Genomic DNA, 24,366 nt, shown 5'->3' with positions numbered 1-24,366 from the left:
GATCGATCATAGTAAGGCAAGGAATAAAAAAGTTTATAAGATGCTCGTTGTTTACAAAAACAGCATTTGCGACATTCATATTTATTAATGAGGAGCACATGCGGACAATTGAGTACAGACAGACCTTTTTTCATATGTTCCTTGCAAACACTTATCATGAGAATCCCCCGCTTACATTCTTTTTCTTAATGAGAGATTACTTCTTTCGGAAATTGTTCAAATAAGCGTAGTACTTCGGTATGCGTCCCATCTTCTCGAACGTGATAAATCCCGCCGTCATATGAGCTTGCGTATACATCATTGCCTAATTGTCTGATGGCACTAATCCCATTTTGGGCAATTCTAATTGGGCCGGTGTTGACATCCAGCTCTGGATTCCACACAACGATATAGCCCCAATAATCACCGCTTACAATATAGCCTGAGTCTGTGACTGTGACCGATTTAATCGAATACTGGTGTTCGTTATGCTGGTCTAAAATTCTTCCTGTATGCAAATCAAACAATCTCACATTCTTGTCGCGGCTGACAATGGCGATACGGTCTCGTTTACTATCAATAAAGACATCATTTAACAGCTCTGTCGCACCAATGTATTCCGCTTTTAAGGACAAACTCTTTTTATCTAAAAGACAGATGGTTCCTTCAACTGCTGCTGTGATGATAAGATCTCCTTCTACCTTTAATGCTTTAACTGCACAATCGTGTGCTTTGGAACGGCCGATTTCCTTTAAGTGTTCTGTCGAAATGACATGGACATAACCGCCATAAGTTCCAATATAAAATTGACGATCCTCCTCGTGAAAATACACGCTGTTGACCGGACCTGTGTTAAGATCAAACGAAACCATTTGCTTTAATGACTCATGAACAATATGCACCTGACTTGCATGATCTCCCCACGCATAATAGCTTCCATCCCGTGCAACAGCTACTCCATTTGTTAAAACGCCCGTCGATTTGGCGATTTCAATCCCATTTTTTCTGAATTTCCCATCATCTGATGCGGTAATAATATCACCCGCATCAGTCAGCGCAATATCATTGATAGATGGTGTCGCCATTTCGATCTCATCTGATATGACTTTGCCCTTTTCGATCGACCATTCACAATATGTTTTTCCAAAGCTGGCCCCTAGTATTGACTTCTCATCCTCTGTCCAGACAAGTGAGCGCTCCCACTGATATTTATGAGGCAGCAGTGTATCGACTAAATCACCTGTTTCATAATTCCACAGCTTAATTAAATGGTCGTAGCCTGCTGTCAGCAAGTAATTGCCGCTTGGAGAAAAATTCACGCGCTTGACGCCCTGTAAATGGGCTTTGATGATTTTCTTCTCCTGTAAAGTAGCTGCATCGTAAATAATAACAGTGCCATCATCTCTGCCAAGTGCGAATACTTCTTTTTGATTGCTGCCGCTGATTGTATCGAGCTCATAATCAAACGGGCCGATTTCCCCTACAATTTCTCCGGTTTCATACAGCCATACAAGGACATATCCATCATCACCTGTTGTATAAGCTTTATCACCATGTATCCATACAGCTAATACATCTTTGCTATGGCCATGGAATTCTCTTAAAATAGCGCCCGTTTCGATATCCCAGACTAAGCATCTTCTATCTCTGGACACGGATACAAGTAAAGTATCCTGCTTCGCAAAAGCGACGGCTTCTACATCATCTGCATGACCAAACAACGTGCGGATTCGGGTATGTGTGCCTGTATCATACAATTGAATGGTATAGTCTGACGATGCACTTGCTAAATACTTTCCGTTTTCAGAAAGAGATAAAGAGTTAATGATATGCTCGTGACTGCCAATAAACGTTCCTTCTCCCGTCGCCCGGTTCCACTGATAAATACAGCGGTCATAGCCGCCAGTGTAAACAATTTGGTCGTGCTGAGTTGATAAAACAGATGTAATTGGTCCTCTATGCATAGTTTTACACTCCCACCTTTATATGTTGTTTTTGACGAGTCACTAAACGAAAACCAGTAAATCGAAAAACAGGATCTGGGTGCTTCCCGTGTCTTCTTGCGACTCTGCATAAATCTCCGCCTCTTGCGAAAGAGCCGCCTTTTAAAATGTAGTAGTCACTTCCGAGTGTTTCCGTTAAATCATCGACGACCTCGATGCCGCCTTCATAAACGTGATATTTGGTGTTGACCCATTCCTCGACGTTTCCTCCCATATCATAAAGACCAAATAAGGATCGGCCCTTTTCGTAATGACGGACAGGCGTCGTTTTTTCAATATTTGATTCGTGCGTATTGCAGTAAGAAGGATCAAACTCATCTCCCCACGGGTATTGATTTCTCGTGTTTCCCCGGGCAGCATACTCCCATTCTTCTTCAGTAGGAATCGAAACATCAATCCCAAGTTTCCCGCTCAGCCACTGACAGAACGAGAAGGCATCCTCAATGTCCATGCCCCAAGCTGGATGATCTTTTCCCCCGCCAAGCTCTTCGTTCGTTAAACTCTCCGGGTATGTCTGGCCTGTTTCATCACAATAGCTTTGATACAGTTCATTGCTGACGACCGTATCTGAGATAAAAAATTCGTTGATATACGGCTGATAGGACGGAAATTCTTTGTACAGCCATTTTTGAAATTTTTTCTCACGGCCGTAGGTTGGATTGAGCAGCTTGTCCTTCCAGAATTCTGCTGCCTTTTTCATATCTTCTTCATTACTTCCAATCGTTGCATAGCCGCTTGGGATTTGAATCCAATTGATATCAGGTTTCACGCTTTTCTCCCGCCTTCTTTCAATAAACTCGTCTATTGATTAATTAATTTCTTCTCATCGACCATATGCCCTGAGGCTGCTTTTGCCTTTAAATAGGCTTCATTGTAGAGAGAGGCTTCGACCGTATGATCAAACCGCAAAACAGGAAGACCGAAAGCTGCAATAGAATCGACTTTATCTGGATTGTTCGTTAGTAAATGCAATGGTTTTCCTTTGTTTAAATAGTGCAAAACAGCTGCTGCTTCCTCGTAATGCCGATCATCATCCCCGCAGCCGATCAGGCGGTTGGCTTCAAAAGTATCCAGCTGCATCTCCTGTAATTTATACGTCAACGCTTTTGCCATCAGCCCAATAGACCGACCTTCTTGATTGGCCATATACACAAGCATGCCTTTTCCGTAATCGGTGATTTTCTTCAGCGATAATGCAAGCTGTGGACCACAATCACATTTCAGTGACCCAAACACATCTCCTGTTTGGCAGACACTATGGATTCGCACAAGCGGCGGCCGTTCATTTTCAAAGTCGCCAAATAAGAGACAAGAGGAAAAGGTTTGCTGCGCGGTACTCATTTGGACAATCGATTCGATCGTTGGTTTTGTATCCCGTTCAACAGGCGCGAAGGCATACCACTTAAATGGCACTTCTTCATGTTGAATGGAAATTGGCAGATTCACAGGCCCCACGAGCAAATAGTGTTTTTCTTGAAAGGTAAAATGATGAATCATTGATTGTAATTCATCTACAAACTTGTTCATTTGTCTCCCCCCTATTCATCACTGCACCCAAATCGACTCCCATAGCGCAGTGATGGAGTGATGAATATGTGTAAGCACTCCCTCAGCTTGTGTGCTCCCGCAGAAAGAAATGGATGTGCAGTGTCTCTCATCGCTTTAGACCTTGTCCTTTTCCAGTACAAAGGAGCAGAAATCTTGGTTCATATGCTTTATTTTCTGTCAGAGCAGCAAACGCCCTTGATTGATAGACGCTCTTTCTTCCCATGAACACCTCTGCTAGCTTTGAATCACTCACCTTTGTACTAGATTTTGACGGCAATGACATGATGCTGGCTGATTCCAGCCTTCGCTTGTAACGGTGATATGGATACAAGCTCAAGACCTGATGTACAAATTTTTTCGCAAAGCTGAGAATCTGAAAATGAAAAATGGAAACGGCCATCTTCTCCGATTAATCCTGTTTTCCACTGTTCTCCCCAGACAACAAGTGAAAAGACACCGCCTTCATGAAGTAAAGAAGAGACCTGTTTTAAATAACGTTCATGATCATCAGGATGTTGATGATGAAAGCAGCCATGATCTAAAATTAAATCAAACTGCATCCCGCGTCCCTGATCCATGGACCATGACATAAAATCTTGATGAACAAAATGGACAGGAACTGTTTCTCTTTTCTGTAACCCTTCCCACTCCTCATGCTCATACAGGTCGATACCGACATATCCGGAAAGCCCGCTTAAATGTTCTAGTGCACGGCCGTTGCCGCACCCGATATCCAGCACAGAAGCAAGTGCATTCTTTTCCCTTGAACGCCATGCCTTTAATGACATCACTGCTGCGTCTGTTAAGGATGGATCAGTAGACCACATATCTGTTCTTTGCTCATAATGCTCTTGGAATGCCATGCGCATCTTTTCTAAATACAATCCACTGTCTTCATGGTACAAAGCCTTTTTCATCATGAAACCTCCTTCAATTCACAATCTTCTTTTCGGGCAAAGGTGGTTTTCAAGCCAAAAACCTTATGTTAAAATGAAAGATGGATTTTTTAGGAAAATCTGTTTTTCTGAAAAAGGAGAGAAGCACCCCACATGTTCACTCTTCTTTTTCAGCATTCATCCTCATATGCAGCCGTTCGAGGGCCGCATCGCCTCAGCTTGTTCTCTCTTTTTTTCATATGAGTTCACCTCCTTTACCGTTCGATCAACTCACATTTCTTATTGAAACCGCTTTCTCTTTTTTATAAGGACTTAACGTCTTTTTCAATCTCTTACACTATGCTTTTAGTAGAAAGATGAATCTACTGTTTAGAATGGCGATCATTTTTTCTTCAAGTAAACGACGATTTGTTCTGTTCTAGTAGACATTTTTGTATCTAAGAGGCGCTTACGCCTTTGTTCTTGCCACCTCCTTTCTAGATTATGCTTGGAATAAACCCGCCAGAAATTTAACAACTAATTCCATAATTACTGGATTAAGCCAAATATATTGTTTTTAGTTTATTTTGTCAACAAATTATTTCCTAAACATTAAAATGAATTTCTAATTGAAAATACAGGTATTTTTCGTGGTTTTTTGACCTTAAAACACTTATTTCTACACAAAAATACAACTTAAACCAATAGAACTAAGAAATTTATCTACTAAATTACACAAGTTTTTATTTAATTTTAAATCAAAATAGAAAGATACAATGATTATTTCCCGAATGGTTTTTTGTGATATTTCGACTATTTTTTTTGATTCTCCATGATTTTCATTGGTATAACGGCATTTTCAATTAGAGAGTTTACTATTTATTCCATACTTCTGTATTTACTTATTATCGTAAAAAAGATATATGTCTCTCTTTCAGACATGGAAGCATGAAAAAAAGCCCCTTACAAAAGTAAGAGGCTTTTTCGGTTGGCGTTTACGCCCAGTTTTTCACTTTTTCATGATCTGTGACAAAGAGAAGGACTTTCCCTTCGTCTAAATGTTCTTCAAATGTCTCAGCTTCTTCTTTTGAGAAACCAATTTCATGAATTTTATTGCGGAGCTCATCACCCTTTTTACTAAAGATGTTCCCAACCGCATGTTTGAGTCCAACTTCTCTTGAGCCAATCGTATTGGCATCTGCATTATTTGCAATACGCTCTGTTCGATCATCGTCATGGGACAGAACATAAATGTCCTCTCTTGCAACACCGAGTGCCTTTAATTGCTCTACATCTTTTTGAAGTGTTTCATCATTTGAATACTCTCTTACAACAGGTTTCATTTTATATTCCTCCTTTAACGTCTTACGAATCTTTTACCCGTCACTTTTGACATTAAACCTTCCACGAGCACATCCAATTTTCTTGAAAGACGTACCATGTCTATCGACTTATTTTTGACAAAAATCCTGTAAAAATGACTAAATTTTCTGAATTATTATGTTCAATCCTGTTGATTTGTTGTACAATTCTTATACTGGAGGCTAGAAATGAGGGAGAGCTGATGTATTACTTTTCAGCGGAGCAGCAGTTTAATGCTTGGGTTGTCAGTGATTTGGTGAAACAGCTTTTTCAAAAGTGGAATCCTGAAGAAGCAAATACAAAGCCGCTTACATTGTTTGCCGAACAGCACTTTCGCATCTCAATTGATTATCTCTTTTCCATCATTATTAACATTGGAGATATTGAGTCAATTGAACAAGATCCACAAGACATGTTGTCCTCATACTTGAATATCCTTTTTCCTTTTGTGACGCGCGATATGATGAAAGCCTCCATGCAAAATGCAAACGAATATTTGTTAAAAGAACGTGATGCGGATGTGTATCAGCTGTTTGGCTGTCTCCCGCCGCTCCTCTCTGTATCTTTTCAGAAAAAGTAGTCCCCTTCGACAAGATGGCGGCTGCTTTTTTGTATGTGTTTTGAAAAGACCGTATGTTTTGAACGAAAAGAAGCATCATGTTAATGTAAATCTAGGCTGTAAGTGAAAGGGAGGATTTGACATGAGTCAACAAAAGCAAATTCAATTAGCTAAACGTCCTAAAGGATTACCTACAAAAGATGTTTTTCATTTTGAAACAGTCGATATACCTGTGCCGCAAGATGGGGAGGTCTTGATTCAAACGAAATATGTTTCTGTAGATCCTTATATGAGAGGGCGAATGCAGGATACAAAATCCTATACACCTCCGTTCAAGCTAAATGAAGTGATTCAGGGCGGTGTTGTCGGAGAAGTCATTGAGTCGAAATCGCCTCAATTTGAAAAAGGTGATTTTGTCCTTGGATTCCTTGGATGGCAAGAATACTCCACTGCCAAAGCTGAATCTCTGACTAAAATTGATCCGTCCATTGCGCCATTGTCCTATTATTTAGGGATTTTGGGCATGCCAGGGCAAACCGCTTACTTCGGCCTGCTTGCGATTGGCCAGCCAAAAGAAGGCGAGACGGTTGTCATTTCTGGAGCAGCAGGTGCCGTTGGTTCTGTTGTGGGACAAATCGCTAAGATCAAAGGCGCACACGTCGTGGGAATTGCCGGATCTGACGATAAACTCGCTTATTTAAAAGAATTGGGCTTTGATGAAACGATTAATTATAAAACAACAAATGATTTAGATGATGCCATTGCAAAAGCCTGCCCTAACGGCGTTGATGTGTATTTTGACAATGTAGGCGGCGAGATTTCAGATGCGGTGATGAATCATTTAAACCGTTTTGCACGCATTCCAGTGTGCGGCGCCATTTCTTCTTATAATATTAGCGCAAGCGAGGACATCGGACCGCGTGTGCAAACAAAACTCATCAAAACAAGCGCATTGATGCAAGGCTTCATCGTTGCCAACTATTCAGACCGTTTTGAAGAGGCAGCGAAGGATCTCGCACAATGGGTAAAAGAAGACAAACTCACATATAAAGAAACAATCATAGAAGGCTTTGACAACATTCCTGACGCATTCCTTGGACTATTCAAAGGAGAAAATGTCGGAAAACAGCTTGTCAAAATTTCATAACAAAAAGGACCCTGCCATTTGGCGGGGTCTTTTTTTATTCCATATACATTTATTAACAACCGGTATTTTTTTTGGATTTCTTATCTTGAATAAATAAAAGAAAAGCTAAACCAACTAGAATTGCGCTGACAATGGCATAACTTTTCAACAAAAAGGATATTTTTGTAGAAAGCAGCAAATCTGAACTATAATTCACTTCAATCAGATATATAAAGAGCAAACCTATAAAAAAAGAATACATGAAACATATAAATAATTCTTTAAATACACCCCATAATGTCCAATTAGGTGGTTTCAACGATGATGGTTTATTCACAGAATTGAATTGTTGTTTTTCTCTTAATTTGAAATTCAATTTAGTCATTAACACGATAACTAGATTAATAATAATACTGAAAATTAGAATGTTACTCAGTTTATTAATAAAACTTAGTAGTGAAAGTTGTTTTTCAATTTGTTCATGTTTATTTTCGTGGTTACTCTCCTGATTATTATCATACATTTTCTTAATAGATAATTGTGTCTTTTCATATGCTTTGGCACTTACTTTTTCTTTTAGATAAATGTATAATTCTAAATAACCTTCGAATATCTTTTCCTTTTTCACTAGCCTTTCCGGTATAGCAATAGACAAACCACTGTTCTCTATATGTATACCATTAAAGTTTAAAGTATAACTTTTATTAATAACTTTTCCAACTTTCAAATCCCAATCTTTATATTTAATTTCGTTTTTTTCATCTAAATCTATTCTCTCTAACTTTATACTATCTCCATATTTAATTTTGTCCTCTTTCATTCCATTAATTGAAGGGAAGAACATAAGAATGGAGTCACTTTGATACTTATTTTTCAACTTATATTTACTTGTTAAACTAGTCCACTCTTTTTTATTTAAAACATAGTAGTTCACATTAGGTATTTGCGTCAGCTTCTTTTTTATCGGTAATTTTTTTATTTTATTTTCGAGGTCAATAGGTGTTTGATATGTATCATCTTTTTCACTCATATTACTAACCCAACTTTTTAAATATCGAGATAGATTTCTCTCATTTACAGATAGAGAAGTTCCAATTGTATAAGGAACCTTTTCTATATAATTTATGGTATCCTCCTTCTCTAACTTTTCAACATCTCTAAATTTAAACGTGTTTGCTTTTTGATCTTCAATAACGTAATTGTTAACTAAATCATATGCTACTGTTTGTTTTGCAAAAAGACTAAAGTCCGGCTCATTTTTAAGTTTTTTAGGAGTGTTTTCTTCTACTATTAGGTTCGAAATATAATATACCGGTATAAAAATCGACACAATAACAATAATTATTAAATTTCCTTTCCAGGAAAATGTATTATTTTCTACAAACTTCTTTGGAATATTGACACTTTCTTTACCACCATATATCCTATTGAAGAAAGAAGTAGATTGTTTCATAATATAAATAATATCAACACAGAATAATATTATTAACCAAGATAAGATACCTAAAAAATCGACTTGAAAAAAACCATTAATAAAAATATTTGTCAAAAAGAATATAATAGCACCAAAACCTGTTAATAAAATAGCTTGGCTTAATAAATAAAATATAATCTTTTTTTTGTTAAAGCCATATGATTTAAATATTTCTTCAATTTCATTCTCTTGCTTCCTAAAATGAACACTCTTCGTATAAATTAAACTAATTAAAATTATAAATAATGAAATTATAATAAAGGAAAGTCGCAAAGTAGGGATGGATTGTTTAAAAATAAATTCTTCCTCAAAAAATTTAGTATTCAGATACACATTTTCTGACTTATCAAAAAGATCATTTATAACCTTAACTGCTTCATCAAAGTCATGATATTCATTTAGCTCTATCAGTGCACTAGTGTTAAGCTGCGTTTTATTCATTAAATTATTGTTAAATATAACATTAGGATAGCTTGTTTTTCCTATTTTATAGTTATTTGGAGTTGTCCAATTTGAGGAGTAATTTTTTATAACGCCTACTATTTTATAGTATTTTTCTGAGTTGTTTATTTTTATTTTAACTTTTTCTCCAATTGCATTTCCATTAAACGCCTCTTGTAGATATGATTCAATAGTTACTTCGTTATTCCTTTCTGGATATCTTCCCTTTTCAATTATTATATGGCCCATTTCTTTAGCCTGAAAATCCATGGTACCGAAAGTTGCAGGCAATTTAGTATTGTTAAAAGAATTTGTATAGCCCATGTTTTTTATAATACCGTAATGCTTAATACTCTTTTGAGATTTTATATAATCTTCTTCATTTTGATTAATACCATTGACCACTGCATGAAAGGCTCCATACTTATTAGTTGTATTCCTTTCCAACTTTTCAATTAATTTATTTGCTTCTGCCTCACCGAAGGTTATTATAAACATAGATAATGTCATTAAAATGATTACCGACGCTGAAAACCATTTTCTCGATAAAATTGCTTTAAAAGCTAGCTTGAATATCATTCTATGCACCTCGAATAAATAACATCATGTCAATGAAATACTATATTAGTTATAGTATAAAAACAATCATTCATACCTTATCACATTCATACTTTAAATGTAATCTCTTACATTTAAAGTATGAATATATAACTAGTTTATAAATTGAGCTTCTTGTTATTAAGCTAATAAATTATACATACAAATGAAAAGAAGCGAGAGATCTCCTCAATCAATAAATTGAGGCGAACCCATGCTTCTATTGTTATGCCTAATATACTCACTTCTTTAGAAATTACTGTCTAATTTCTCCAGACCCATTTAGGCCAACTCCATCTTTTGTTTGAGTATGTTTCGTTACAATAACTCTATAATTTCCTTCTTGAACCTTGCCAATTGATTTTGTACTTTTATTAGGGGTTTTAAAGTTTTCAGCAATGTATTTCTTACCGAAACCAATAAAATTCTTTTTCTGAACAGCCACACTATAACGGTGTACGCTATTACTGTAATTCCCTGTGATTTTATTATATATTCTAGCATTTGAATAAATCTTTGTAGCTTTATTTTTAAGCTTATATTTTACTGGTCCTTTTACTTCTGCTCTTACTATATCGTTTTTTCCTCCTATAACAAACCTTTGGCTACTTGCTTCTCCTAGATGAGCAAAACTAAAAATAGTAACAAATCCAATTACCACAAGTGCAGTTATTTTTTTAAAATGTTTTTTCAATTTTCCTACCTCCTATATTTTATACATTTATAGATTAATACATTTTTTTCTACATATCAATATATATTCCAAAAAAATTATTTTTAACCAAAAAAAAAAAAAACGATCCCGAGATCATTGGATCTTAAGTAATCGTTTTTTCCTGTATTTTTTTATATAGAAAAAATTCTACCTTGCTTATACACAATTTCTTCAAGCGAAAGATTCAGCTTTTTCGCCATTTTTTTCAGCATTGATTGCTCTTGAGGTGTGACAAGACTGATGACTGCGCCTTCTTTGCCTGCTCGTCCGGTTCTGCCTGAACGGTGGATGTAGCCCTCTTCATTTGGCATATCTGCATGAATCACATATGGCAGATCATCAATATCGATTCCTCTTGCTGCAATATCTGTTGCAAGGAGGAGCGGGAATTCACGCTGTTCAAATGATTTCAAGATCACAGCACGTTCAGCTTTTTTTGCTTCACTATGAAGGACACCAAGGTCGACATGATGGTACGCTAATTTCTCTGCATAAATGCTTAAGTTCGTAATGTCACGCACAAAAACGAGCGCCTGCATGTCCTCAAGCCGTGATAGCTTTTGCAGCAGTTTCACTTTGTCACGCTGATCACATAACAGATAATAGTGACCCACTTTCTGCGCTTCTTCCTCGCTTCTAGCAATTTTCAATACTTCTGGTTCAGATGTCATTTCTTTGATCAACTGAACGGTTTCTTCTTTCAATGTTGCAGAAAAACAAAGGATTTGTCTTTCTTTTAATGTGGACTTAATGATCCCTTGGATCGTTTTCATATGCTCTGGCACAAGAAGCTGATCTGCTTCGTCTAATACAATCGTTTTGACTTCATGCATTTTCAGTTTCTTGATTTTGATTAATTCTTGTACTCGGCCCGGTGTCGCCACAACGATGTTCGGATGTTTCTTTAGTTTTTCTTGCTGCTTCTTGATGTTCGCTCCACCAATCAAGGAAACCGCTTTGATGTCTGATCCTTGCTTGAACTCTTGCACGACATCAAAGATTTGCATCACAAGCTCTCTTGAAGGTGCCAAGATTAAGACTTGCGGATGCTTGATATTGACATCAATTTTATTTAAAAGCGGCAGTACATACGCAAGTGTCTTCCCCGTTCCAGTTGGCGATTCTGCGATCACATCACGCTTCTCCGTAATCCACTCTGCTGTTTTTTCTTGTATAGCTGTTGGTTTTTCGAAGCCAGCCGCTTGAAAGTTTTCCTGAATAAATGGCTTTGCTTCTTTCAAAAATGCCCAATTTTCCGTCATGTCGATCTCCTTTATCCTCATTCAATCTATCCTTTAGTATCTCAAAATCAGCTTTGAAACGCAATTTTTCTTTTGATGCTTTTATCGAGCCGGACAGTTCGATATAATCATGAGAGGCACTAGCCGTTTTGAATCTATTTGAGGTGTAAAAAATGATATTATCTGTTAAAGATTTAAGTCATGGCTTTGGCGACAGAGCCATTTTCCACGAAGTGTCCTTCCGTTTATTAAAAGGCGAGCATGTCGGCTTAATCGGCGCCAACGGTGAAGGAAAGTCAACGTTTATGAATATTATTACTGGCAAGCTGGAGCCAGATGCAGGAAAAGTCGAATGGGCGAAAAATGTCCGTGTCGGCTACCTTGATCAGCATACCGTGCTAGAAAAGGGAAGAACGATCCGTGAAGTCCTTCAGGATGCATTCCATTATTTATTCTCCATGGAAGCCGCAATGAATGACATTTATGGCAAAATGGGTGAAGCCGATCCTGATGAGCTGGAAAAGCTGTTAGAGGAAGTTGGCGTCATTCAGGACGCACTGACAAACAATGATTTCTATATCATTGATTCTAAGGTCGAGGAGATTGCAAGAGGTCTTGGCTTAACGGATCTTGGACTGGACCGTGATGTGACGGAGCTCAGCGGCGGTCAGCGTACGAAGGTCCTGCTAGCGAAATTGCTGTTAGAGAAGCCAGAAATTCTCCTTCTCGATGAGCCGACCAACTATTTGGATGAGCAGCATATTGAGTGGCTGAAGCGTTATTTACAGGAATATGAAAATGCGTTTATCCTCATTTCACATGATATTCCGTTTTTAAACAGTGTTATTAACTTGATTTATCATGTTGAAAATCAAGAGCTCACGCGCTATGTTGGTGATTATGATCAATTTAAACAAGTGTACGAAGTCAAAAAGCAGCAGCTTGAAGCAGCCTATAAAAGACAGCAGCAGGAAGTGGCTGAACTAAAGGATTTTGTCGCAAGAAACAAAGCACGTGTCAGCACAAGAAATATGGCGATGTCCCGTCAAAAGAAATTGGATAAGATGGATATGATTGAACTGGCAGCAGAAAAGCCAAAACCAGAATTCCACTTTAAACCGGCACGTACGTCTGGGAAACTGATTTTTGAAACGAAAGATTTGGTCATTGGTTATGATGAACCGCTCTCCCGCCCATTGAATTTGAAAATGGAACGCGGGCAAAAAATTGCGCTCTACGGCGCTAACGGTATCGGAAAAACGACGCTGCTCCGAAGTCTTCTTGGGGAAATCACACCTATTTCTGGTGAGGTGGAACGTGGAGAATTCTTGCATATTGGCTACTTTGAGCAAGAAGTAAAAGAGCAAAACAGCAATACTTGTATTGAAGAAGTATGGAGCACCTTCCCTTCTTACACGCAATATGAAGTCAGAGCCGCTCTTGCAAAATGCGGATTAACAACAAAACATATTGAAAGCCGTGTGTCTGTATTAAGCGGAGGAGAAAAAGCAAAGGTCCGTCTTTGCAAGCTGATCAACGAAGAAACCAACTTACTTGTTCTCGATGAGCCGACAAACCATTTAGATGTCGATGCAAAAGAAGAACTAAAACGCGCCTTAAAAGAATATAAAGGCAGCGTCTTATTGATTTCTCACGAGCCTGAATTTTATCAAGATGTGGCAACTGAAACTTGGAATTGCGAATCTTGGACGACAAAAGTATTATAACGACAAAAAAGCCTTATATCTTTTGCAGATATAAGGCTTTTTTCTAATTAATGACCTGCTTGGATATTCACCAAATGCTTACGTCCAAGGAGCAGAATAATCATGCCTAGAAGAACAACACCAGCCCCGACATAGTAAGGTGTACTTGCTGTATAGGATTCAGCGAGAACTCCGGCAATCCAAGGAGCAATCGCGCCCCCAATAAACCGTACAGCACTGTAAGAGGATGAAGCAATTGAACGTTCAACCGGTGCTGATCCCATCACAGCTGTCGTGAGAACCGTATTGATCATACCGAGAATTCCCCCAGCAATGACAATTCCGCAGATCACGACCACAACATGAGACGTCCAAACCCCAATGCCGAATAAAATCACAGCAAACGAAGCAAACAAAACCACCAGCGAGGTCAATGTCCCAAGTTTACGATGAATGACCGGCGCGGAGAAGACGGAGGTCACAGCCAAAAATAGCCCCCAACCAAAAAAGACATAACCAAGTCCATGCTCATCAAGATGGAGCACAAATGGTGAATACGCTAAAAGCACAAAGAAACCAAAATTATATAAGAAAGCGGCAGATGCCATCGTTAAAAGCCCTTTATATTTTAACGCCCCGACAGCCTCAAATAATTTCACTTTTTTTTGCGGCTTTTGCATAGGTGGAAGCATAAAGGTAATCGCTAAAAGAGCGATAAGCATTAACACGGCAACGCCAAAGAAAGGCCCGCGCCAAGAAATTGTTCCAAGCTCACCGCCAAGCAGCGGTCCAACCGATATCCCAAGACCTAGTGCTGCCTCGTATAAAATAATGGCCTTCGCACTTCCTCCAACAGACACACCGACAATGACAGAGAGTGCAGTTGAAATAAATAAAGCATTCCCGATGCCCCATCCGCCTCTAAAGCCAATTAATTCATTAATCGTTGAAGAAGTACCTCCTAAAGCAGAAAAAACAATAATAAAAATGAGTCCTACTAATAACGTCCATTTCGCACCAATCCGGCTAGAAATAAAACCGGTAAAAAACATCACAAAGCCGGTCACAAGTAAGTAGCTTGTAAATAAAAGAGACACCTGGCTTGGAGATGCGTGTAATTGCGATGCAATGGCTGGCAGGATCGGGTCAACGAGTCCTATTCCCATAAACGAAATCACACATGCAAAGGCAACAGCCCAAACGGCTTTTGGCTGCCTAAGCAGACTTGTACGCTGTTTCAACACTTCTTCTTCCTTCATTCCATCAGAACCTTTCCTTCAAATGTTGACAAAATAAAATAAACACGCAGAGGTGTTTATTTTTGTAATTGCTCAATTGCATGAGCCGCTCTTTCTTTCATCGCTTCAAGATCCTTTTTAAAGGATTGAATGGTTTCAAGCTTTTTTGAAATCAATTGATGCTGCACAGTCAGCTGCGCCTCAATATCTAACAGCTTCTCTAATCGTTCCTTCGGATCAAGCGACAGCAAGTAGTCTTCTTTATTCAGCTCTAGCTGCTTTCCGATTTCCATAAACGATTGAAGCTCCTGTAAAGAAAAGCCGAGTACCTCTTTTGCCTGCATCACTTTCTCTAGCTCTTCCATGTCGTCCTCTGAGTAAAGTCTGACTCCGCCCTCTGTCCGCTTTGGTGCTGATAATAAACCAATCTCTTCATAGAAACGAATCGTCCGTTTTGTCAGTCCGCTTCTTTTCGCCACTTGATCAATTTTCATCCATTCCATCACCAGTGCCTCCTGCTCATCAATTCATGTTTTATTATACACCTTTATAACCTTAACGTAAACGTCAAAGTTTTAACCCTTGATTTCCTTCGTGTTTTATCGCAAAATAAATAGGAATAATTACGATTTAAAGGAGGTACTATATGCGCTCATTTCCATCTAAAGAAGAACGGCATCAGCTATTCGGATCTGTACCGCCAAGTCTTGGCACAAAGCCTTGGCAAAAAGAGGACATGACGGACATTCAAAAAACAGAGCAAAACTTTTATTTTCATCTTGAACAAGTCGGGATCTGCCGCATGTCCTATCCGGTGCATATCGTATCTAAAACAGCACCACATCGCCAGACAACTACAGCTGAATTTACACTGAGTACTTCCCTGCCAGCTCATCAAAAAGGCATTCATATGAGCCGGCTCACTGAACAGCTGCACTCGTTTTATGAGAGCAGCAAGCCGCTTAATGTGAATGCCCTAAAAGAATGGACGGCAGCGCTCGCCCGGAAAATGGATCAGCCCTCTGCTTCCATTCAAGTTGCCTTTCCATGGTACATGGAAAAACAGAGCCCAGTCACCGGTCAGTCAGGCTTGATGCATGCGACCGTCCAATATGACGTCCATTTTCATGAAAAGGACGGATGGACCTGTCACGTTGGCTGCGATGCACAGGTCACGACATTATGTCCTTGTTCCAAAGAAATCAGTGAATATGGTGCACATAATCAGCGCGGATCTGTTTCCATTCAAGTAGGGTTATTTGAACAAGCATCGCATCCTGACGACATCAAGGCCGCTCTTTTACATATCATCGAGTCCAATGCGAGCGCACCGCTTTATCCCGTGCTCAAAAGACCTGATGAAAAGAAAGTGACGGAAGAGGCTTATGAAAATCCGCGCTTTGTAGAAGATATCACAAGATTAATTGCCATCGAATTATATGAGCAGCCATGGATTAAAAGCTTTCAAATCGAGTGCCGTAATGAGGAATCCATCCACCAGCATGATGCGTATGCCAAATGCTCCTATCAAAAAAACCTGTAGAGCGATTCTACAGGTTTTTTATTTCCACATCTTTATTCATTCAATTCCTCAATCATAAGCGATAATTCTGTCCAGCGGTCCATTGCTTGTTCTAGTTCTTCCGCAACGGCTTTTTGTTCGTCCATCAGCTCTTGAATTTTTCCAAAATCACTTCCTGCTTCTACAATGCTGGTTTCGAGCTGCTGATGTTTTTCCTCTAATGCCTGTATCCGGTCTTCAATCCCGTCCCATTCAAGCTGATCTTTATAAGAAAGTTTTTTTCTCTTTTTAGGTGCGGCTTCTACTTGTTTCTCAGCAGGCTTTGTCTCTGTCCGCTTCTGCTCTTTTTCCTGTTCCATATAATCGCTGTAAGCACCTTGGAAGTGTGAAATGCGCCCATTTCCTTCAAAGACAAGCAGACGGTGAACCACTCGGTCTAAGAAATAACGATCATGGGACACGGTGATGACGACTCCAGGGAACTGCTCTAAATAATCTTCTAAAATACTGAGGGTCTCTGTATCAAGGTCGTTCGTCGGCTCATCTAAAAAGAGAACATTCGGCTCTTCCATTAAGACCTTCAATAAATACAATCTGCGGCGTTCTCCCCCTGACAGCTTACGAATATACGTCCGCTGCATCGATCTTGGAAAAAGGAACCTCTCTAGCATCTGCTCTGCTGTGACAATAACGCCATCAGACGTCTTGACGATCTCAGCTGTTTCCTTGATATACTCAATGATGGTCAGCTCATCATTCATTTCCTTGTGATCCTGCGTGTAATAGCCAATACGAACGGTTTGTCCAATGGTCAATTGTCCTGAGGTCGGTTCAATCTTACCCGCTAGACAGTTCAGCAGAGTGGTTTTGCCGACTCCATTCGGTCCGATGAATCCGATACGATCACCCGGCACGACTAAATCTGTAAACCGCTCCACAAGGGTCTGGCCAGCAAATGAAATTGATAAGTCTTCTGCCTCTATCACTTGTTTCCCCAAGCGGTGCGAGCCGATGGCAAAATCAAGCTCTCCCTTCGCATCAGGTCCTTTTTGATCTTTCAGCTCTTCGACTCTGCCGATACGTGCTTTCTGCTTTGTCGTTCTTGCTTTTGCTCCTCGTCTCAGCCATGCAAGCTCTCGTCTAAGCAAGTTTTGACGCCTCGTTTCTTTCACCTGAGCCTCTGCTTCCCGCTCCGCTCTTTTTTCTAAAAAGACTTCATAATTTCCTTTATACGTATAAAGCTGCCCTTGATTTAACTCATAAATCCGATTGGCCACCCGGTTTAAGAAATAACGATCGTGCGTCACGAGGATGACAGCACCGCTGTATTGACTCAAATATCCTTCAAGCCATTCAATAGTGGCATTATCAAGGTGGTTGGTTGGCTCATCTAAAATCAGCAAACCTGCAGGCTGAATTAAATTTTTAGCAATGGCGACACGTTTTTTCTGTCCGCCAGATAATGCATGTACAGAGCGGCTCACATCTTTCACGCCAAGCTTTGTCAAAATCGTTTTAGCTGAAAGGTTCGCATCCCAAGCATCTTCCTGATCCATTCGATTCTGCATGCGCATCAGCGCCTCTTGTTTTGCCTCATTTTGCGGGTCATGCTCTAAATCGGCGAGTGCCTGTTCATACGCCTTCATCGTTTGAATCATTGGTGCCGTTCCAGAAAAAATGTAGTCAAGAATCGTTTCATTTCCGGTCATTTCAGGATCTTGCTCAAGAAATTCGATATCAAGTGTCCCTGCTTTCGTGATGTCACCTTCCTCAAACGATTCAAGTCCCGCGATGACCTTTAGAAGTGTTGACTTCCCTGTACCATTTGGTCCAATCAATCCGATGCGTTCCTTCGGTTCTATATGAAACGAAATATGATCAAACAGCGTTTTCTCGCCATAGGTTTTATATAGTCCTTCAACATTCAATAAACTCATTTTATCAACCCTTACATAGATTCTTCCTTTATTTTAAATCAGCCAGTAGCAGAAAACTAGTTTTAAAAAACCAGCTGATGAAAAGAATGTTTCCTTTTGATGCTCGATACACTATGAAGAGGTGATCTAAAGATGATAACCATTAGCTTATGTATGATTGTGAAAAATGAAGAGGAAGTGCTGGCGGAATGCCTTTCTTCTGTTCAAGACATTGTCGATGAGATAATCATCGTTGATACGGGATCAACAGATCAAACAAAAGAGATCGCTCATTCCTTTTCAGCAAAGGTGCTGGATTTTGAATGGGTGCAGCATTTTGCAAAAGCACGTAACTTTGCTTTCTCACATGCAGCGAAAGAGTATATTTTATGGCTCGATGCTGACGATGTTCTGCTTGAAGAAGACCGCCAAAAACTGCTTCAACTCAAGCAGACACTTGATCCCTCAGTGGATGCCGTTTCGATGTTTTATCATGTGGGCTTCGATGAAAGCGGTCAAGTCAATTTCAAATATAGAAGAAATCGCCTTGTGAAGCGTTCCTTAAACTTTCAGTGGTACGGGGCCGTTCATGAGTTTCTTCAAGTGTATGGAAACATCTTTCCAGCAGATATCGCCGTCACACATCAAAAACGAAAGAAAACAACTGCTGGTGAGCCTGGGCGCAACTTGCGAATTTATGAAGACATGCTGGCAAAAGGAGAGGACATGACGCCCCGTGATCTCTTTTATTTTGCCAATGAATTAAGAGACAATGGACAGCATGTCAGAGCGATTCGTTTTTATCATGAATTTTTAAACACAAAACAGTGCTGGATTGAGGATGAAATTCGCACATGCCAATATTTAGCGGACTGCTATTATGCGGCAGGCTTTGAGGAAGCGGCCTTATCCTCCTTATTACGATCCTTCTTATATGATCAGCCCCGGCCAGAATTTTGCTGCCGGATCGGGGATCATCTAAAAATACAAAATAAACATCAGGCAGCCATCTTTTGGTATGAGCAGGCGCTGAAGGCTCCTGAAAACGAAACAGCCTTCACACTTACACAATATAAAACATGGTATCCTCACCTTCAGCTTTGCTACTGTTATTATCAGCTCGGCGACCTGGAGCAAGCCAAAATACATCACCATGCCTCCTCCTCCCATCATCCAACTCATCCAAGTGTCCTGTACAATGAAAAAATATTTGCTGAACAGACATAGGTCGTCTGTTACCACATCCGCCTTCCATCTCCCGGCGGATGTCTCTTTTTATACACTTATTCGGTTGTGACGTTTAACACTTTAGTGATTTAAAGCGTTTTTCAACCAATTGACTAAATTGTCATTTGCGCATATACTAACATTCGTCTTACGAAAAGATTTATCCATTAGGAGGTCACCATGAGTTCTTTATTTAGAAAAAAATCTCTCGACCAGCTCATGCTTGAAAGTCAAACAAAGCGGCTCAGCCGTTCGTTGAATACGTTTGATTTAATCTTGCTTGGCATTGGCTGTGTGGTCGGGACTGGAATCTTTGTCATTACGGGGGTTGCTGCGGCAAATGATGCGGGACCTGCGATTATTATATCTTTTATTTTGGCTGCGATTGCATGCGCCCTTGCTGCTTTTTGCTACGCTGAATTCTCCTCTTCCATTCCTGTGTCAGGAAGCGTTTATACGTATTCCTACGCAACACTTGGAGAATTTCTCGCCTTTTTAATGGGCTGGGATCTCATGCTTGAATATGTCATTGCGCTCTCTGCTGTAGCAAGTGGATGGTCGTCCTATTTTCAATCACTGCTCAGCGGATTTGGCCTGCACATACCGAAGGCTTTATCAGCTGCACCTGGAGCCGCTGACGGGGCCGTCTTTAACCTTCCAGGCGCACTCATTATTTTGCTCATCACCTTTATCGTCTCAAGAGGCGTCAAAGAAAGCACAAAGCTGAATAACATTATTGTGCTGATCAAAATTGCCATCGTCCTTCTCTTTATCATTTCAGGCTTTGCTTACGTCAAACCTGAAAACTGGACACCGTTTATGCCAATGGGATTTGAGGGCGTGATCGCAGGCGCAGCAACAGTCTTTTTTGCTTACCTCGGATTTGATGCAATCGCCAATGCATCGGAAGAGGTCAAAAATCCGCAAAAGGCAATGCCGATTGGGATTATGGGAGCGCTCGGTGTATGTACCATTTTATACATCGGGGTTTCCTTTGTCTTAACAGGAATGGTTCACTATACGAAACTGAATGTCAGTGATCCTGTCGCATTTGCTCTTCAAGTGGTCGGTCTGAATAGTGTGGCGGGTATCATATCAGCCGGTGCCATTATTGGGATTACAACGGTACTCATTGCCTTGGTCTATGCACAGGTTCGCTTAACCTTTGCGATGAGCCGCGATGGACTTATGCCAAAGGTTTTCTCAAAGGTTCATCCAAAATCACAAACACCTGTTGCCAACACTTGGCTAACAGGGGCAGTCGCAGCATGTATCGTAGGTTTTGTGAATTTATCGACGCTTGCGAATTTAGTCAGTATCGGAACACTTGCAGCCTTTACGGTGATTTCCATTGCGGTCATCATATTGCGAAAAAAACACCCGAATGTTAAAGCTGCGTTTAAAGTGCCATTCGTGCCTGTGCTTCCAATTATCAGCGCGATCATTTGTATCACACTTGCGACAACACTTTCTTGGGTCACATGGAGAGCCTTCCTCATCTGGATCGCCATCGGTGTTGTTGTCTATTTCACCTATGCAAGACGAAAAAGCCATCTCAATGAAACACATTAGAAAAGAGACACGGGGATTCCCGGTCTCTTTTTTTGCTTAAATCACGCTGTTTTTGACTGAATTTGAGTCCACCATATCTGGATCTAGCACGCTTGAAATCGGAATGACAAGCGGTGAACAATCTCCATTGTCCTCACCAAAACCTTGGTTCATTTTCATTGAGAGAAAATAATCAATCTGCTGATAAGGTCCTAGCGTCAGTGATGCACCCCGATCCATTGCATTGATTTTAAAAGCACCGACATTGACGACTGAGGGTGAGAATAACATCACACGTCACTTCCTTTGAATGGGTTTAGCTGCTGGTGAAAAAGAGGCAGGTGAGTCCACTTGATCTCGATCATCTACATGGCTTTTTGTACCGACAAAACCGCTGGCATCTCCAAAATTCTGCCCGTAACCCTGATTTTTTTTATCTGAGTTTTGCCACTCTGCTAACAAATTTTGTCCGACATTCACCGCCGACGCATTTTCAAAGGAATTAATTTTTAACATGAAAATATTAATATTGATATACGGAGTTGGTTGAACCACAGATAAACCTCCTTTTTATAGGTATATGCAAGCACCCATCAAGTATGTTAACGGGAGGTCTTCACATGGACTTCGAAAAAATGAAGCAGTGGATGGATATTGCCCAGCAAATGCATGGAGATGATTTTTGGAAAATGATCTTCGATGATGAGCAAAGATCCCCCTTTATGGCAAACGGTCCATCTCCATTTACATTCACACAGCAGGATCAGCGGGGTTCAGATGCGTCGTTTCCTCCAATCGACATGGTGGAAACCCATGCAGAAATTCAATATTTAATTTATTTGCCTGGCTACCGAAAGGAAGATGTTCAGGTGTTATCATATGGTGAATATTTGGTTGTGAAAGGACAGCGTTTTTCCTTTTTTAACGAACAGGACTTTCGCCAAAAGCAAGGGAAGTATGGTCCGTTTGAAAAGAAAATCCGCCTTCCAGAAATGATTCTTGGTCAAATGAATGCTGCCTTTAAAGACGGTGTACTTTACATCCGCCTGCAAAAGGATGAAGGAAAAGCGATGGCTATCATCATAGATGACGAATATTGATACTCACTGCGTCTATTTGATCACGATCATCAATTGTTTCAATTGGCAGGATCGTGATCACGCCATCAGCATTCTGTTCCCCAAAGCCATTGTTTCGTTTGATCGTACTGCAATGATTGCGAACAAACGTCGAGCCAAACGTCATAGATGATCCTGTGCCAATCGAATTCGTTTTCATATGGGCAATGTGAATCTGAGTAGGCAGCATATGCTTCTCCCCTTTCTTGTCATCTCTATAAGTATATACGGGGCAGCTTTTCCATAGACTAGAGTAAGGCGGAAGAAAAGGTGTGGTCTACTTGAAACATTTCATTCAATCACTCTTTAAAAAAATTGAATCCAATCCATCCCCATCTGTCATTGAGCTAGAAAAAAGACTCGCCGCTCTTGAGCAAAAAATGTCTGCACCAGCTGCTCCTGTCTCAGAGGATACACACATCCATATCGAATCCCTGCGAGTGGACAAAATTGACTACCATTTAGAATTTGGGGAGCTTTCTATTGACCAGCTTCAAGGCAGGCTCAATATTGGGGCAACCTATTACACGCCAAAGGACACATGCATCAAAAAATCCACACAAACACCGAAGCCAAAAGAAACAAAAACACCGGTTGTCTCGATTCGATCAAAGCCTTCATCTTCTTAATGTGCTCGGCTTTTCAGCACGACCGGCAGCCAGAAATAGACCGCAAGAACAATCACCACAATACTGATGATATTTAACCAAAAACCCGCACTGACCATATCAGATATTTTCAGCACGTCCGCACTAAAGACAGCGGCGTTTGGCGGTGTGGAAATCGGCAGCATAAACGCACAGGAGGAAGCCAAAGCAGCCGCGGCCATTAACCCATATGGCTCGATTCCAATCGCAAGACCAAGCCCTACCGTTATCGGAATAATCATATTGGCAACAGCCGTATTAGACATAATTTCAGTCATAAGCAGAATCGCTCCCGTTAAAATAATCAACAGCATGATATACGAAAGCCCGTTTAAATGCCGTAAATTTTCTCCGATCCATCCTGTTAGATTGGTTTCTGCAAAGCCCGTAGCGAGCGAAAGCCCTCCTCCAAACAAAAGCAAAAGTCCCCACGGCAGTTCTTTCATATCCTGCCATTCTAATATTCTCTCTCCATTTGTTGCTGGAATGAGAAATAACAGCATGGCACCGAAAATGGCGATAGACGTATCAGATACGGTCATCCCTCCAAACAAAAAGAGCTTAAAAATCCATAAGAACGCCGTCATGAGAAAAACAACAAATACCCATTTTTCCTCTCTTTTCATTTTTCCTAAATCCTCTAATCCCTTTTGAATGAACGCTGCACTCATGTCACCTTTGTGTTCTACCTTGAACTGTACCCTCGTCAAATACAAAAATAAGAGAATAAGCAAAATCATCGCAACTGGAAAACCAAACAAAAACCATTCGAAAAACATAATCTCTCGATCTAGCAGTTTTTTTGACATCGCAGCAAACACCGCATTTGGCACAGATCCGACAAGTGTCGCCAAACCTCCAATTGACGCAGAATACGCTACTGACAATAAGATGCTTTTACTGAATCGATCAAGAGATGGACCAGATAAGATTTCATTTGTCTTGACCTCTTTAATCACTGCAAGTGCCACTGGCAGCATCATTAGTGCTGTCGCTGCATTCGAAATCCACATAGATAAAAAAGCAGTCGCGATCATGACACCTAAGACAATGCGGTCACTTCTTGTGCCAATCACTCTTAAAATGTGTAAGGCCATTCTTCTATGTAATTTCCATTTTTCAATGGCAATTGCGATCATAAATCCTCCCATGTACATAAAGACGATCGGATCTCCATAAGACCTTGATGCCTGTTCCATAGAAAGCCCGCCAAGTGTCGGCAGCAAGATGATGGGCAATAAAGATGTAGCAGGAATGGGCAGTGCTTCAGTCACCCACCATGTGGCCGTCCAAGCTGTAATGCCCAAGACTACCCTCGCAGCATAGGTCAATTCATCTTCAGGTATGAGAAAAAGAACGAGCAAAAAGAGTGTCGGTCCAAGAACAAGTCCAATCAAATTCACCTTTTTATAAACGATAACAATTCCCCCTAATGAAAGCGCTTATCATGTTTTTTCTCATTTTCCACATTCGAGGATCTTTTAAGAAATCCTTTAAATCATAAGAAAAAATGAAGATATC

23 protein-coding genes are annotated in these 24,366 nt (G+C 40.2%); 8 read left to right on the top strand and 15 right to left on the bottom strand.

Translation table 11 applies throughout. The features are described 5' to 3' along the window. Positions 1–185: 185 nt before the first annotated feature. The 5 genes from MHH65_RS03615 to MHH65_RS03595 all read right to left on the bottom strand — a co-directional run bounded on the left by MHH65_RS03615 (position 186) and on the right by MHH65_RS03595 (position 5,748). Positions 186–1,943: a WD40 repeat domain-containing protein gene (locus tag MHH65_RS03615; protein ID WP_024426638.1), complete on the bottom strand. Its 1,758-nt coding sequence runs from the start codon at positions 1,941–1,943 to the stop codon at positions 186–188. Between the two features lie 4 nt (positions 1,944–1,947). After that, positions 1,948–2,751, bottom strand: coding sequence for an SUMF1/EgtB/PvdO family nonheme iron enzyme (locus MHH65_RS03610; RefSeq protein WP_024424597.1), 804 nt, complete (start codon positions 2,749–2,751; stop codon positions 1,948–1,950). 32 nt (positions 2,752–2,783) lie between these two features. Next, positions 2,784–3,509 carry a GTP cyclohydrolase II gene (locus tag MHH65_RS03605; RefSeq protein ID WP_098676666.1) on the bottom strand — a complete coding sequence of 242 codons (726 nt, stop codon included), beginning with the start codon at positions 3,507–3,509 and terminating at the stop codon, positions 2,784–2,786. Between the two features lie 281 nt (positions 3,510–3,790). Next, on the bottom strand, positions 3,791–4,447 hold the full coding sequence (locus MHH65_RS03600) for a methyltransferase domain-containing protein (RefSeq protein WP_070326789.1): 657 nt from the start codon (positions 4,445–4,447) through the stop codon (positions 3,791–3,793). Positions 4,448–5,400: 953 nt separating this feature from the next. Then, positions 5,401–5,748 carry a general stress protein gene (locus MHH65_RS03595; RefSeq protein ID WP_034282732.1) on the bottom strand — a complete coding sequence of 116 codons (348 nt, stop codon included), beginning with the start codon at positions 5,746–5,748 and terminating at the stop codon, positions 5,401–5,403. 221 nt (positions 5,749–5,969) lie between these two features. On the opposite strand from MHH65_RS03595, the gene MHH65_RS03590 reads away from it, so the two are divergent. After that, positions 5,970–6,347 (top strand): YfmB family protein, encoded by a 378-nt coding sequence (locus MHH65_RS03590; RefSeq protein WP_041108602.1) that lies wholly within the window; start codon positions 5,970–5,972, stop codon positions 6,345–6,347. A 121-nt stretch (positions 6,348–6,468) separates the two neighbouring features. Continuing rightward, positions 6,469–7,473, top strand: a complete 1,005-nt coding sequence (locus tag MHH65_RS03585) for an NADP-dependent oxidoreductase (protein ID WP_098676667.1) — start codon at positions 6,469–6,471, stop codon at positions 7,471–7,473. 52 nt (positions 7,474–7,525) lie between these two features. On the opposite strand, the gene MHH65_RS03580 is transcribed toward MHH65_RS03585, so the two are convergent. The 3 genes from MHH65_RS03580 to MHH65_RS03570 form a co-directional block, all read right to left on the bottom strand. Beyond that, on the bottom strand, positions 7,526–9,946 hold the full coding sequence (locus MHH65_RS03580) for an ABC transporter permease (protein WP_098676668.1): 2,421 nt from the start codon (positions 9,944–9,946) through the stop codon (positions 7,526–7,528). 274 nt (positions 9,947–10,220) lie between these two features. After that, on the bottom strand, positions 10,221–10,658 hold the full coding sequence (locus MHH65_RS03575) for a hypothetical protein (protein ID WP_039177079.1): 438 nt from the start codon (positions 10,656–10,658) through the stop codon (positions 10,221–10,223). Between the two features lie 152 nt (positions 10,659–10,810). Beyond that, complete coding sequence (locus tag MHH65_RS03570; RefSeq protein ID WP_044335035.1) at positions 10,811–11,941, bottom strand: DEAD/DEAH box helicase; 1,131 nt, start codon at positions 11,939–11,941, stop codon at positions 10,811–10,813. A 152-nt stretch (positions 11,942–12,093) separates the two neighbouring features. Between MHH65_RS03570 and MHH65_RS03565 the strand changes: the two genes are divergently transcribed. Continuing rightward, positions 12,094–13,647, top strand: coding sequence for an ABC-F family ATP-binding cassette domain-containing protein (locus MHH65_RS03565; RefSeq protein WP_024426645.1), 1,554 nt, complete (start codon positions 12,094–12,096; stop codon positions 13,645–13,647). A 47-nt stretch (positions 13,648–13,694) separates the two neighbouring features. On the opposite strand, the gene MHH65_RS03560 is transcribed toward MHH65_RS03565, so the two are convergent. Then, entirely contained in the window at positions 13,695–14,885 is a 1,191-nt protein-coding gene (locus tag MHH65_RS03560; protein ID WP_144496707.1) for an MFS transporter, read from the bottom strand. Between the two features lie 56 nt (positions 14,886–14,941). Beyond that, complete coding sequence (locus MHH65_RS03555; RefSeq protein WP_342497894.1) at positions 14,942–15,367, bottom strand: MerR family transcriptional regulator; 426 nt, start codon at positions 15,365–15,367, stop codon at positions 14,942–14,944. 143 nt (positions 15,368–15,510) lie between these two features. On the opposite strand from MHH65_RS03555, the gene folE2 reads away from it, so the two are divergent. After that, positions 15,511–16,407: a GTP cyclohydrolase FolE2 gene (gene folE2, locus MHH65_RS03550; RefSeq protein WP_081124078.1), complete on the top strand. Its 897-nt coding sequence runs from the start codon at positions 15,511–15,513 to the stop codon at positions 16,405–16,407. A 32-nt stretch (positions 16,408–16,439) separates the two neighbouring features. Here the strand turns inward: folE2 and MHH65_RS03545 are convergent, their stop codons facing one another. After that, complete coding sequence (locus MHH65_RS03545) at positions 16,440–18,323, bottom strand: ABC-F family ATP-binding cassette domain-containing protein (protein ID WP_268413567.1); 1,884 nt, start codon at positions 18,321–18,323, stop codon at positions 16,440–16,442. Positions 18,324–18,455: 132 nt separating this feature from the next. Between MHH65_RS03545 and MHH65_RS03540 the strand changes: the two genes are divergently transcribed. Both MHH65_RS03540 and MHH65_RS03535 read left to right on the top strand, forming a co-directional pair. Further along, complete coding sequence (locus tag MHH65_RS03540) at positions 18,456–19,529, top strand: glycosyltransferase family 2 protein (RefSeq protein ID WP_254001606.1); 1,074 nt, start codon at positions 18,456–18,458, stop codon at positions 19,527–19,529. A 180-nt stretch (positions 19,530–19,709) separates the two neighbouring features. Next, positions 19,710–21,101 (top strand): amino acid permease, encoded by a 1,392-nt coding sequence (locus tag MHH65_RS03535; RefSeq protein ID WP_024426650.1) that lies wholly within the window; start codon positions 19,710–19,712, stop codon positions 21,099–21,101. A gap of 36 nt (positions 21,102–21,137) precedes the next feature. On the opposite strand, the gene MHH65_RS03530 is transcribed toward MHH65_RS03535, so the two are convergent. Both MHH65_RS03530 and MHH65_RS03525 read right to left on the bottom strand, forming a co-directional pair. After that, positions 21,138–21,371, bottom strand: coding sequence for a hypothetical protein (locus MHH65_RS03530; RefSeq protein ID WP_034282744.1), 234 nt, complete (start codon positions 21,369–21,371; stop codon positions 21,138–21,140). A gap of 6 nt (positions 21,372–21,377) precedes the next feature. Further along, on the bottom strand, positions 21,378–21,635 hold the full coding sequence (locus MHH65_RS03525) for a hypothetical protein (protein WP_003213975.1): 258 nt from the start codon (positions 21,633–21,635) through the stop codon (positions 21,378–21,380). Between the two features lie 65 nt (positions 21,636–21,700). Between MHH65_RS03525 and MHH65_RS03520 the strand changes: the two genes are divergently transcribed. After that, positions 21,701–22,180: an Hsp20/alpha crystallin family protein gene (locus tag MHH65_RS03520; protein ID WP_065215108.1), complete on the top strand. Its 480-nt coding sequence runs from the start codon at positions 21,701–21,703 to the stop codon at positions 22,178–22,180. On the opposite strand, the gene MHH65_RS03515 is transcribed toward MHH65_RS03520, so the two are convergent. Beyond that, positions 22,161–22,388: a hypothetical protein gene (locus tag MHH65_RS03515; protein ID WP_039177063.1), complete on the bottom strand. Its 228-nt coding sequence runs from the start codon at positions 22,386–22,388 to the stop codon at positions 22,161–22,163. The genes MHH65_RS03520 and MHH65_RS03515 overlap by 20 nt on opposite strands. A gap of 91 nt (positions 22,389–22,479) precedes the next feature. Between MHH65_RS03515 and MHH65_RS03510 the strand changes: the two genes are divergently transcribed. Further along, positions 22,480–22,827 (top strand): hypothetical protein, encoded by a 348-nt coding sequence (locus tag MHH65_RS03510; RefSeq protein WP_046314051.1) that lies wholly within the window; start codon positions 22,480–22,482, stop codon positions 22,825–22,827. Here MHH65_RS03510 and MHH65_RS03505 read toward each other — a convergent pair. After that, positions 22,824–24,248 carry a DASS family sodium-coupled anion symporter gene (locus MHH65_RS03505; protein WP_268413555.1) on the bottom strand — a complete coding sequence of 475 codons (1,425 nt, stop codon included), beginning with the start codon at positions 24,246–24,248 and terminating at the stop codon, positions 22,824–22,826. The two genes, MHH65_RS03510 and MHH65_RS03505, sit on opposite strands and share 4 nt — an antisense overlap. Between the last annotated feature and the right edge of the window lie 118 nt (positions 24,249–24,366).

Source organism: Bacillus sp. FSL L8-0654, assembly GCF_038629965.1.
Taxonomy (GTDB): Bacteria; Bacillota; Bacilli; order Bacillales; family Bacillaceae; genus Bacillus; species Bacillus safensis.
The sequence above is the reverse complement of the archived record's forward strand: the minus strand, read 5'-3'. Positions and strand labels throughout refer to the sequence as shown.